We start from the raw sequence: 12,582 nt of genomic DNA, 5'->3' as shown, positions 1-12,582 counted from the left end.
GGGTGACTCACAAATGGAAACATTAAGCTTACTTCTAGACGGATTTTCGGTTGCCCTCTCACCCACGAATATCATGATGGCGCTGTGGGGAGCATTGATTGGCACATTGGTCGGCATGCTGCCGGGCCTTGGACCGACTTCCACCATCGCGATCCTCTTGCCGGTCACTACGGTACTGGGGCCAACAGAGGGGATCATCATGCTGGCCGGGATCTATTACGGCTCGATGTACGGGGGATCGACCACTGCCATATTGCTCAATATTCCAGGTGAAGTATCCGCTGTTCCCACATCGCTGGATGGGTATCCCTTAGCCAAACAAGGCAGGGGTGGACCGGCGCTTGGCATTGCCGCGATCGGCTCCTTTGTTGCCGGTACGATGGGTGTGATTGGCCTTGTTTTTTTCGCTCCCCTGCTTGCCGATCAAGCGTTGAAATTCGGCTCGCCCGAGTATTTTGCACTGATGTTCCTGGCGTTAACGGTTATCGTCAATCTGGCCGGCGCTTCTTTGATCAAAGGCTTGATCATGGGGCTCTTTGGCTACCTGCTGTCCATGACAGGGATCGGACTTACCGGTGGCCAGGTGCGCTTCAGCTTCGGGATAGAGCCGTTAGAGGCAGGCATTGATATCATTAGTGTCGTGATCGGTCTCTTCGCTATCTCGGAAGTCATCAAAGGAATGGAAGAGAACACGAAATCGATTGCTGTGGGAAAAATTACCAATATCTACCCGAAGTTCAAGGAAATACGCGAAAATTCCGGGGCGATGTTCCGTGGAGGATTAGTCGGTTTTTTCCTGGGGCTTTTGCCGGGATGCTCTGCCGCCGTCACCACTTTTTTGGCCTATGACCTGGAGAAAAAAGTGTCAAAAAACCCGGAAAGATTCGGACATGGCGAAATGAAAGGGGTCGCGGCACCTGAAGCGGCCAATAATGCAACCAGCTCTTCGGGATTCATTCCCCTGTTAGCATTGGGGATTCCCAGCTCAACCACGCTGGCTGTTTTGTTGGCTGGCTTCATGTTAAACGGACTGACGCCGGGACCTACTTTGTTTGAAGAGCATAGCGAATTTGTATGGGCGGTTATTGCCAGCATGTTCGTCGGCAACGTCATGCTGCTGGTCTTGAACCTGCCGCTGATCGGGCTGTGGGCCAAATTGACAAAAATCCCTTATGGCATTATGGGACCTGTGATTTTGATCCTCAGCTTTGTCGGGGCTTATTCGATCAATAACAGCTTGTTCGATGTATTTGTCGCCATCATCTTCGGTGTGATCGGCTACTTTTTGCAAAAATATCGTTGGCCGGTCGTTCCATTGCTTTTGGCCTTTGTGCTGGGACCGATGTTTGAAAAGTCGTTTATCCAGTCTATGGCGATGTCGAAAGGAAGCTTTGCGATTTTCTTCACAAGACCTATTTCGCTGACGATTCTGTTGTTGGCCCTCGTGCTGTTCGTCGTATCCATTGTGATGATGAAGCGGACAAAATCGAGGGTGAAGGATGCAGTGGGATCAGATGTGGAGATCACGGAGTAATAAATAGATTGAGGCTTGGTACAATGGGGATGCGACGATTCGCGTCCCCGTTTTTGTCAACCGGGAAGTTCTAATCGGCACGGCTTATGGGCAGAATAATCGTAATCTCTCTTGCAGACCCTCCAACACTTCTTTTGGCACTTCTCTGACCTTGATATCTTCTCCCAGGAATAGGAGCCAATTTGTGATTTCTGTCACTTCTTCGGAATTCGCAACATTGATAAAAGTCTTTAGAATGGCTGTGGTTTGGTAAGGATTCGTATAGGAAAGGGAAGCTTTTAAAGGATGGTATTTTTTAAACTGTGCAATCGCCTGTGGACCAAGCTCCAGGACAAGGTTCATTTCTTCTTCCTGCTTGCTTAGCTTTTCGACTATCTTTTTTCTGCTTACTCTTTTTTTCGCAGGGTATGGTTTGACATCGGTGAGATTGTCGACAGGGAAAATCCGCCTTTTCTCATCCTGTAAGACAAAGCCTTCGATCAGCCAAACACCTTTTTCATGATAGAGATGCAAGAGATATATGGGATAGGACATGATGTCCTTCTCTTCTTTGACGGAAATGAGCAAATAGCGATCCGACAGAAGGATTTGGATGAGTTTAACCCCCAACCCTCCCCACTTCGGCGACAAGCGGCATCCCCATGGCTTCAATTTCCCGGATATCTCGAATCGCTGTCGAACGAGAGATGTTAAATTCTCGCATGATTTCAGATATGGTAAAGTGGGCCCGGTTGTTGATATACCGCATGATAATATTAATCCGTTCAACTTTTTTCATCGGGACCTCCTAAACAGTATCATTTTTTGACATGATTCAAGACTATTATAAACTCATCAAGAGAAAAAGACATACGATTTCATCCATTTACGAAAGAGGAGGGCTTTAAACATGGCAGATTTTACTTTGGAAGAAAAAGATGGCTTTACGGTTTTAGGGATTGGAATGGAGCTTCAGAGCGATTACAGAGACTTTGCTGGAATAACCAAGGAGAAAGCAGACTTTTGGTCGGCTATCAAGCAAGATGGAAGGCTAGACACGTTAAAGACCGTCGCCACAAACGACTATATCTTTGCCGTAAACGAAGCGGTAAATAGCAAGATGATGCATTATGCTGGCGTCATGACAGAGGCAACGCTGCCAGAAGCAACCAGAGTGATCCAATTCCCCAAAGGAGAATATCTGGTGGTGAAAGGGGAAGGGAAGACGTTTGATGAGTTGAGCAATATGCTTACGGGCATTGCCTTTGGTCAAGTTTTGCCAGAAGCAAAAGATTTTGCCTATGTCGGCGGACCAAATACAACGGTCGACATGGGGATGCGGGACGGCTTGGTAGTCGGTGAAATCTGGATTCCGGTTGTTAGGAAATAAAGAGGGAAAGCGAATGCTTTCGATGCGAGTTTTCCCCGAAGTAGGTTCTAAGAAGTAATTCTCGAAAACTTTTAGGAGGGTTGGAGTTGTCCTATATCGTTGATTTTAAAAATGTGTCTACGGTTGGTTTGGAGTCTTCCCCTGTAGCAGAAGCGCTTGCTGGGTTGCGTGCGAATGAAGCCCGTTACTTTATGAACAAATACAAGCATGAATTTACGGTTGTACCAGCCAGCGAAAGCCAGGAGACCCTTGATTATGTGAATCGGGTTTTGAAAGAAGAACGCGGTATTGAGTTTTCGGCCAAACCTTTGGAGACCTCGCGCTTTCAAGTGGAAAATATCCAATTTGCCTACGTCTTTTATGAGGATGGTCTGGGACTCAATGTCATGTATACGGTTGATGACCCGAAGAAGCGGGCTGTTGGCTTTAAGCTTTCCGAGGGGATGGAGGTACCGAAGGAGCTGGAAGAGAAATTTAAGTTTGCCAGGCAGAAGTCGAAGCTGGCTGGAACCATTCGAGGTTCGTTTTTTGTCATCAAAGGAGAATACTAAAGGACTCCAATCTTGACGCCCCCCTCAAAAAATAGTATACTGATAAACAAATTTAATAAGACCTCACTTTTTACAGTGAGGTAGAGGCGCGATATTTAACAGTCCTTGGTGGAGTGCGAGAAAACGATGAGGCCAGGGAGAAGGAAATGTCGCCGAAGCTTGTAATATGCTCGGTATTACATGCTGGGTCTGCAGTTAATAGCTGCAGGACTGTCTCAATAAATTCCCCGATTTATTGAGTTGAGCTATCTCATTTGGGTTAAAAGGGAGGTTTATGGAAGAACTATGGAAATAGTGCGGCCTGAGACTTTCTCAGGTCGCTTTTTGTTTTTCTACAAAGTCCCTGTCACCGTTCGGGGGCGACGAAGTTTTCCTACTATCATCAGAAAAATCAAAAGGAGAGAACAATCTTGAAAAAACAGTCATCATTTCTCGCTATCTTTCTATCAGCTATGATCCTCTTAACCGGGTGCGGGACAAGCACCAGCAGCAGCCCGGCAGCAGATCCAGCACAAGCACCTGCTGGAGATTCTACTTTTAAAGTCGGTCTGGAAGCGGGTTATGCGCCATTCAACTGGACGCAAATGGACGATTCCAATGGCGCCGTCAAAATCGATGGAAGCTCCGAATTCGCGGGTGGCTACGATGTAGAAATCGCCAAGAAAATCGCGCAAAGCCTAGGAAAAGAATTGGTCGTCGTGAAAACAGAATGGGACGGTCTGGTTCCCGCTTTAACCTCTGGCAAAATCGATGCGATCATCGCGGGTATGTCTCCAACTGCTGAGCGCAAAGAAACCATCGACTTCTCCGACAACTACTACAAATCCAACCTGGTGATGGTTGTGAAAAAAGGCAGCAAATACGAAGGTGCGACTTCGATCCAAGACTTCAAAGGAGCGAAGGTAACGGCACAATTGAATACCTTCCACTACTCCGTGATTCCGCAAATCGAAGGAGTGGAACAGCAGCCGGCGTTGGACAACTTCCCTGCGATGCGCGTAGCTCTGGAATCCGGCGTGATCGATGGTTACGTGTCTGAGCGTCCGGAAGCGGTGAGTGCAGCAGCGGCGAATCCGAACTATGTGATGGTAGAATTCAAAGACGGCTTCCAAACCTCCGAAGATGATACGGCTATCGCGGTAGGTGTAAAAAAAGATAGTGAATTGACTCAAAAAATCAATGAAGCATTGGCTGGTATCTCAGAGGAAGAACGCACCCAAATCATGGATGCCGCTATCAAGAATCAGCCAGCAGCACAATAACAGAATCGAGAAACCGGCTGCATCACGATGCAGTCGGTTTTAACTGCTAAGAGACGAGATTCCCTCCCAAGCCTGACGTTAGCAAAAAAAGGACGATGAAATGGAGGACAAACATGAGTTTTGATTGGATGATCAGAATACTTTCCGAGAACTGGCCCATGTTCCTGCGGGGAGCGGGGACCACACTGTATATCGCCTTGATCGGTACCATATTGGGGGCAGTGATCGGGCTATTGGCTGGGGTGATCCGCACGATTCCACTTCCGGAACGTGGAGCCAAACGAATCGGTCTGAAAGTGATTAATGCTCTTTTCTCCACGTATATTGAATTCTTCCGGGGAACACCGATGATCGTGCAAGCGATGGTGATCTATTACGGTTCTGCTTTAGCCTTTGGTATGGATATCGATCGGTTGTTTGCCGCCGTCTTTATCGTGTCTATCAATACAGGCGCGTATATGGCAGAGATCGTTCGCGGCGGCATTGTTTCCGTAGATAAAGGCCAATACGAAGCCGCGCAAGCGATTGGGATGAACCATCTGCAAACGATGTTTCACGTTGTCTTGCCACAGGTTATTCGCAATATTTTGCCGGCAACGGGGAATCAATTCGTCATCAACATTAAAGATACGTCTGTACTGAACGTGATTTCCGTAACGGAGCTGTATTTCACGACAAAATCGATCTCGGGGAACAACTTCCGGTATTTTGAAACGTTCTTTGTGGCTTGCGCGATTTACTTAATCATGACGGTGATCGTCTCCAGAGTACTCCGTTACCTCGAGCGCAAACTGGATGGCCCAGAGAATTACTCGATGACGCAAACGCATCTGGAAGCGCGATAATGAGGGAAGGAGGAGTGACAATGGACACCATCATTGATATTCAGCATTTGAACAAGTCTTTTGGAACCCATCAGGTACTCCGGGACATTAATTTTTCCGTGCACAAAGGGGAAGTCGTCTCGATTATCGGGTCCTCGGGATCTGGGAAATCCACCCTTCTTCGCTGCATCAATCTCTTGGAAAAGCCAAGCGGCGGTCAAATCATCTATCGCGGTGAAAACATCCTGGACGAGAAGCATGATATTTTCGCTTACCGCAGACATCTCGGGATGGTGTTCCAGCAGTTTAACCTGTTCAATAACCACAATGTATTGAACAACTGCGTGGTGGGACAAGTAAAAGTGCTGAAGCGCTCCAGGGAAGAGGCGGAGAAGGTAGCGATGAAGTATTTGCAGGTCGTCGGGATGGACAAATACATCAACGCAAAACCAAAGCAGCTGTCTGGCGGACAAAAGCAGCGGGTGGCCATCGCCAGGGCGCTGTCCATGGACCCGGATGTGATGCTGTTTGACGAGCCAACTTCTGCTCTTGACCCGGAGATGGTCGGCGAAGTGCTGAAGGTCATGAAGGAGCTCGCCGGATCTGGTCTCACCATGCTGATCGTGACGCATGAGATGGAGTTTGCGAAGGATGTCTCTGATCGTGTGGTGTTTATGGACAAGGGCGTCATTGCAGAAGAAGGAAGTCCAGACCAGATCTTCAATCATCCGACGCAGGAGCGGACGAAGGAGTTCTTGGCGCGTACGATGAAACAGGCGTAGGGTTGTGAAGCGCAGGATTTTGCGGGTGTCCGGATAGTGCTGCATACATGAGAAAATGGGGCTAGCCGATTTTTTGGCGCAGCCCCTTTTTTGAAATCAGGGAACTCAAAACCTGGATATGGACATCAGAAGCACTTATTCTTTCGCCAAGACCTCCTTAAGCGGCGTGCATTCTTCCCTTAACAAAGACAAAAAATCCAAATCATGATACTTCCCCCGTGCAAAAAAAGCTCGTCTCATGGTTCCCTCAAAGACAAACCCGCATTTTTCAGCAAGTCTCCTGGCGCCTGCATTTTCTTTTGCTGTACAGACCTGAAGGCGCTGTATGGGCTTTAAGTCAAATAAATAAGAACAAAACAACTGTAGCGCCTCCGCAGCATACCCTTTCCCTCGATCTTCTTTTTTGTATATCTGGAGGCCTACTTCATAGCCTTCGCTGTCACCGATTCCCTTGAAAAATGTTGTACTTCCCAATAATCGGTCAGATTTATCTACGATGAGCATTCTACCAAAATCCTTTTCCCAAAATCCTGCATCCGCGTAATATTTTTGAATCTTGGTTTCATGATGCAACTCGACTCCCAGATAGTCGCCTCTATGTTGCAAGTCATTCATCAAATGAAGCATCTCTGGCAAATCCTCATCATGGATCATTCTCAGATTTACGTTTTTTCCCGCCAGCATCGATATGCCCCCTTATTATCAATTGCCTTTTTTTTTGACGCATACTAATTATTCGGCGACAAGATCCAGGAACATTTTTTAAATTTTCATAAAAAAATTCACGGTGTTACACGCTACCGACCGTTTCTCTATGGTAACTTATAGGTAGCTACCCTCTTACATATCTTGGTATGTCAGGGCTTGCAATTTCATGAAGAGAGGGGCGATTCTTGGCGAATGATTCGCTAAATAGACCACATGAAAAAAAGCCAAATTCTATTATTGCTAGTGGCAATCGTCATCATTTTATCCAGCTCGCGCATGCTGTGGATGGAAATTTTCCACCATGAAAAACAGTCTGCCATTCAGAATGGTCAACTCGATTTGCGTGATTGGAATGCAGAAGAAGGTGACATTCTCATGCTTGATGGTGAATGGGAGTTTTATCCCTCCCAATGGTTGATGGACGGTGGTCGGCAACCAGTATCAGGCGGGGATGTGCCAACGCTTATTCAGGTTCCGGGAGGATGGAATGAAGCTCTTGATGCGGAAAAGCCAACTCCATACGGATATGCTTCCTATCGCTTGCGTCTTTATGTAAATCCGGAGAAGGACCTTAACTATAGTATTCGGGTACCCAGCGTGCGATCTTCCTCAGAATTGTATGTAAATGGGCGACTGCTTGCCAAATCCGGGCGAGTAGCAACCGCAAAAGAGGAATATATAGCGAAGAACCTGCCTTATTCGACAACCTTCACGGTGGATGAGAACGGAGTAATCGAACTGGTGATTCAGGCGGCAAATTATAGGGATAGTCGAGGCAGCGGCATTATTCGTTCCATCAAATTTGGTTCTGAAGAAGCGATTGCCAAGGAAATGAAAGTCTCCATTTCGATGCAGCTTCTTGCGGTCGTGATCTTTCTTGTGCATGCTGGCTATTCGCTGATTTTGTTTTTACTGGGAAATCGGGAAAAGAAGCTGCTTTATTTTTCATTGCTGACACTATGTACTGCACTTTCTAATGTATTTAGTAATGATGAGAAGCTGTTTCATCTATTGTTTTACATCGGCTACGATTGGGATTTTCGGATATCAAATGCTGCTCTCTTAATTAGTTTCTATGCGCTGCTGGAGTGTACCGATCATCGTGAACTGCCTTATTGGAGGAGGGTCTATCCTTTTTATGCGGCAATGAGTGTGGGGACTGCGGGCATTACGTTGTTTTTGGCTCCTGATCAGATCATCATGCTCTTCCCGGTGTATTTTCTATTGGTCAGTATTGCAACAATGATCACGATTATTGCCATCTTGAAAAGAGTCATGAAGGATATCAAGAGCCATCTCCTGCTGCTCATCTCCATTCTGGCGCTGATACACCATTTAGTTTGGATTTTGATCTGGCGGGAAAGTGGCTTGAGTGTGATCAACTATCCGTTTGATCTGATTATTTCGATGGGATGTTTTGCTTCTGTATGGTTTCACGATTATTTTCACATGCATGCGAACACGAAGATGCTTGCTGCTACTTTGCAAAGAATGAATGACCATAAGGATCAGTTTTTGGCAAACACGTCCCATGAGTTTAAAAATCCGCTTCACGGCATTTTGAACATGTCCCAATCGGTATTAAAAAGGGAGCGACATTTGCTGCAGGAGAGGAGTATCAAAGAGCTTGAAACGGTTTTAGCGGTCGGACGTCGGATGACATTGATATTAAATGATTTGATAGATGTGATGAGCTTGCGGGAAGGCAACCCGCGTATACAGAAAAAAGTCATTTTGATTCAGCCAATCGTGACCGGAGTTCTCGATATGCTGCAATATGATACGGAAGTAAAGCCTGTAAAAATGGTGAATCAAATTCCTGATGATTTTCCCCCCGTGCTTGCAGATGAAAATCGGGTGATTCAGATCATCTTCAATTTGCTGCATAATGCCGTGAAATTTACGAATGAAGGGGAAATTTCGATTCAAGCTTTTGCAAAGGACGGAAGAGCGTATATTGTGGTTACCGATACCGGGGTTGGGATGGATGAGGAGATGCAAAAGCGCCTCTTCCGTCCGTATGAGCAAGCCAGCTACAGTGAGACCATGATTGAAGGAGGATTTGGGCTAGGGTTAAGCATTAGCAAGCAACTGGTTGAGCTTCATGGGGGGACGTTGGAAGTATCCTCTGTTTTGGGAGAAGGCTCAGAATTCAGATTTTCATTACAGCTGGCAGATGTGAAAGCGGAGGAAGAAAAAGATGTTCTGAAGACAATCGAACAAGCAGCATTGCCATCTATGCCACTTCAGCTTGATCGGGAAGAAGTGGAAAGCCCGCCAGCTGAAACGCAAACAACCTTCCCAGAACTGAACCGTCATCGTCCGCGAATATTAATCGTTGATGATGATCCCGTCAACCTTCAAGTGCTTGAAGCGATAATGCCGCCAGAGGAATACGAGATCTCGATGGTTACGAGCGGGAAGGAAGCGTTGGCGATCCTGGATACGCAGGAATGGGATCTCGTCATCTCTGACATTATGATGCCGCAGATGTCTGGTTATGAGCTGACACGAATCATTCGCAAACGGTTTGCACATACAGAGCTCCCTGTTTTGCTCCTTACTGCGAGAAGCCAACCGAAGGATATTCAAAGCGGCTTTTTAGCGGGTGCAAATGATTATGTGACAAAGCCCGTGGAAGCATTGGAAATACGATCGCGAATTGATTCGCTGACAGCGATCAGACAGATGGTTCGGGAACAAGTGCGATTAGAAGCCGCATGGCTGCAAGCGCAAATCCAGCCACATTTTATATTCAATGCATTAAATGCGGTAACCGCTTTAAGCGACATTGATTTGAATAAGATGCGTAGCTTGCTGGATGAGTTCAGCAATTATTTGAGGAATAAATTCGAATTCCAAAATATGGATGAAGCAGTTCCGATCGAGAATGAACTGGGTCTAGTGCGCTCTTATCTATACATTGAAAAGGTTCGATTCGAAGAAAGGCTGCAGGTTGTGTGGGAGATCGATGACTGCGAGGATTTGCACATCCCATTTCTTACGATCCAGCCTTTAGTGGAAAATGCGATTCGACACGGCATTATGAAGCGAGCGCGAGGAGGCAAAATTCTGATTCGGATTTCCGTCCATGCAACGCATGCAGAGATATCAGTAGAAGACGACGGGATCGGAATGGACGACGTTCAATTGCAGCGAATATTGGAGAGAAAAGCAGATGGAAGGGCCGGAGTAGGATTGATTAATACGGATCAACGATTAAAACGCCACTTCGGAACAGGACTTCGTATCCAAAGTACACCAGGTGCGGGGACAAAGGTTTCTTTTCATGTTTGCAAACGCTCTCCCTAAATTTCATATAGCGTTAACACGGCCTTAACAGAGCTATGGGACCATCGTATATGTACATATTTTTACCTACAAGGAGCTGCTGTGATTACCATGAAAAAGAAACTAGTCGGCAGTATTGCTGGATTGGCGCTCACTGTATCGTTGGGCGCATCCGTATACGCTGCACCTGCAAACGTATTTCAAGATATTCAGGCATCCCCCTATCAAGAAGCGATCCGGTTCCTGCACGAGAAGGGGATAGTAGTCTCCAACGACAAGTTCCATCCGCAGCGGAATATAACCAAGGCCGAAGCGGCCGCCATGCTGGTTCGCGCTTTTAAGCTGCCGCGCATTCATTCTCAGCCGGCTGATAACCCGAGCCTTAAGAAATCGTTCCGTTACGAAGATCCGCTGGGGGTTATTGACGAGTCGTTCACGATGCCGTCAGCAAGCGATATTCAACATCACTGGGGCTCCGAATATATCGAAGGCGTACTGAAAATTCGCGCAGACGATATGAACGGCGATTTGTACATGCCGAATCAGGCCATATCCAAATCCAAATGGATCGAGATGATCGTCCGTACGGTCTATGGCGTCGAGCAAAATGTGAATCTCTCGGATAAGGCGCTCGAGCTTGGCATCGCTACGAAAGAAGATGCAAAGAGCGAGGAACTGATCACGAGAGAAGAAGCAGCGGACATACTGGCCAAGCTGATCGCAAACCCGGACTTTACGGTAATAACCGTATTCGCCACTTCAGACATTCATGCCCATCTCGAGCCTTACAAGCCGGGAGAAGCGAAGCGCGAAATCGGCGGACTGGCTCATATGAGCAAAATCATTAACGACACGCGTGCGATCCAGCCGAACACGCTTCTCGTCGACGGTGGAGATGCTCCTTACAATACCAATATCGGCAATCTGTTCGAGGGCAAGTCCACGATCGATGTCATGAACGCGATGAAATACGATGCGATGGTTCTGGGCAACCATGACTTCGACTTTCCGTTTACCGTCCTTGAGAGCAATGCCAAGCGTGCGACCTTCCCGTTTTTGTCGGCGAATACACGTTACAATCAAGCGAATCCCGATTTTTTAAAGCCCTATGTGATCAAAGAGGTCGACGGTGTAAAAATCGGGATTATCGGTGTAACCGATGACGAAAGCCATTTCTACACACATCCGAAAAACGTCGAGGGGATCAGCTTTCAAAATGAATTTGAAGCTGCCGAGCAAGCGGTGGATGCCGTGAAGGACCAGACGGATGTCGTGATAGCGCTGGCGCATTTGCACGGCGACAACCCGATTCTGCCGACAAAAGTAAGCGGGATTGACGTGGAGATCGGCGGCGGACAGGATGTAGTCGAGTTTCCGCAAATCATTGGAGAGACGTGGTTGATTTCTCCCGGCAAACACGCCGAGGTGTTGAACCAGATCAACCTGAATATGATGAACGGCAAGATGCTCGGCTTGAACTTCGCCCATATTTTCATCACGGAAAATTTGGAGGAAGATGCAGCAGTTGCAGCTATTATCGATGATTATCGCGGGAAACTGGATGACAAGATGAAGGAGGTCGTGGGCAAGACGAGTGTCTCCCTGGATGGCGAGCGCCAAACCGTACGCCTCAAGGAATCGAACCTAGGCAATGCGGTAGCTGACAGCTTGCGGGAGATGACGGGAGCGGACATCGCTTTGCAAAATGGCGGGGGTATCAGGGCCAGCATAAACGCAGGCGACATCACGCTTGAGGAAGTGTACGCGACTCTGCCGTTTGACAACACCGTCGTTATGGTAGAGGCTAGCGGACAGACCGTGTGGAACGCTCTGGAGCACAGTCTTTCCTGGTATCCGAACGCAGCCGGCGGGTTTTTGCAGGTATCCGGACTGACCTATACGTTCGACGCCTCCAAGGAAGCGGGCTCGCGTCTCGTTGACGTGACGGTCGACGGCAAGCCGATCGACAAGACGAAGATGTACAAGGTTGTAGCCAACGACTTCCTGACCGGCGGCGGCGACAAATTCACGATGCTGAAGGACGAGACGAAGCTGCTCTCGAAAACAAAAAGCTACTTGCGAGACGCTTTCTACGAGTATTTGCAAAAGCATCCGACCATCTCTCCGGAGCTTGAGGGACGGATTACCATCTTGAACGCCCCCAAGGCGGAATAACGGGACTGTCCCCCTAATCCGAGACAAATGAAAACACCTTCAAGAGAATGCAGCCATGTCGTACGATATGGAGGCAGCTTGGAGGT

The 12,582-nt window shown here is 47.5% G+C and carries 9 protein-coding genes, 1 pseudogene and 1 riboswitch; of the genes and pseudogenes, 8 read left to right on the top strand and 2 right to left on the bottom strand.

Annotated features, from left to right (window positions below; translation table 11 throughout):
* The first annotated feature begins 13 nt into the window (after nt 1-13).
* Nucleotides 14-1,534 (top strand): tripartite tricarboxylate transporter permease, encoded by a 1,521-nt coding sequence (locus T458_RS38900; protein WP_023556457.1) that lies wholly within the window; start codon nt 14-16, stop codon nt 1,532-1,534.
* Between the two features lie 84 nt (nt 1,535-1,618).
* On the opposite strand, the pseudogene T458_RS38895 reads toward T458_RS38900, so the two are convergent.
* Nucleotides 1,619-2,312, bottom strand: a pseudogene (locus T458_RS38895) (HTH domain-containing protein).
* Between the two features lie 111 nt (nt 2,313-2,423).
* On the opposite strand from T458_RS38895, the gene T458_RS38890 reads away from it, so the two are divergent.
* The 5 genes from T458_RS38890 to T458_RS38870 all read left to right on the top strand — a co-directional run bounded on the left by T458_RS38890 (nt 2,424) and on the right by T458_RS38870 (nt 6,322).
* The gene (locus T458_RS38890; protein ID WP_023556456.1) at nt 2,424-2,903 is read left to right on the top strand and encodes a GyrI-like domain-containing protein; all 480 of its coding nucleotides are present in this window, start codon (nt 2,424-2,426) and stop codon (nt 2,901-2,903) included.
* An 86-nt stretch (nt 2,904-2,989) separates the two neighbouring features.
* Nucleotides 2,990-3,454 carry a hypothetical protein gene (locus T458_RS38885; RefSeq protein WP_023556455.1) on the top strand — a complete coding sequence of 155 codons (465 nt, stop codon included), beginning with the start codon at nt 2,990-2,992 and terminating at the stop codon, nt 3,452-3,454.
* Between the two features lie 73 nt (nt 3,455-3,527).
* Nucleotides 3,528-3,710, top strand: a riboswitch (Lysine riboswitch).
* A 154-nt stretch (nt 3,711-3,864) separates the two neighbouring features.
* Nucleotides 3,865-4,716, top strand: coding sequence for a transporter substrate-binding domain-containing protein (locus T458_RS38880; RefSeq protein ID WP_023556454.1), 852 nt, complete (start codon nt 3,865-3,867; stop codon nt 4,714-4,716).
* A 113-nt stretch (nt 4,717-4,829) separates the two neighbouring features.
* On the top strand, nt 4,830-5,561 hold the full coding sequence (locus T458_RS38875; RefSeq protein ID WP_023556453.1) for an amino acid ABC transporter permease: 732 nt from the start codon (nt 4,830-4,832) through the stop codon (nt 5,559-5,561).
* 20 nt (nt 5,562-5,581) lie between these two features.
* Complete coding sequence (locus T458_RS38870; protein WP_023556452.1) at nt 5,582-6,322, top strand: amino acid ABC transporter ATP-binding protein; 741 nt, start codon at nt 5,582-5,584, stop codon at nt 6,320-6,322.
* A 135-nt stretch (nt 6,323-6,457) separates the two neighbouring features.
* On the opposite strand, the gene T458_RS38865 is transcribed toward T458_RS38870, so the two are convergent.
* Nucleotides 6,458-7,006 carry a GNAT family N-acetyltransferase gene (locus tag T458_RS38865; protein ID WP_023556451.1) on the bottom strand — a complete coding sequence of 183 codons (549 nt, stop codon included), beginning with the start codon at nt 7,004-7,006 and terminating at the stop codon, nt 6,458-6,460.
* A 237-nt stretch (nt 7,007-7,243) separates the two neighbouring features.
* On the opposite strand from T458_RS38865, the gene T458_RS38860 reads away from it, so the two are divergent.
* Together T458_RS38860 and T458_RS0128705 are read left to right on the top strand one after the other, a co-directional pair.
* Nucleotides 7,244-10,342: a hybrid sensor histidine kinase/response regulator gene (locus T458_RS38860; RefSeq protein WP_023556450.1), complete on the top strand. Its 3,099-nt coding sequence runs from the start codon at nt 7,244-7,246 to the stop codon at nt 10,340-10,342.
* A gap of 90 nt (nt 10,343-10,432) precedes the next feature.
* The gene (locus tag T458_RS0128705; RefSeq protein WP_023556449.1) at nt 10,433-12,496 is read left to right on the top strand and encodes a 5'-nucleotidase C-terminal domain-containing protein; all 2,064 of its coding nucleotides are present in this window, start codon (nt 10,433-10,435) and stop codon (nt 12,494-12,496) included.
* Nucleotides 12,497-12,582: the final 86 nt, after the last annotated feature.

The organism is Brevibacillus panacihumi W25, from assembly GCF_000503775.1.
GTDB lineage: Bacteria > Bacillota > Bacilli > Brevibacillales > Brevibacillaceae > Brevibacillus > Brevibacillus panacihumi_A.
The sequence above is the reverse complement of the archived record's forward strand: the minus strand, read 5'-3'. Positions and strand labels throughout refer to the sequence as shown.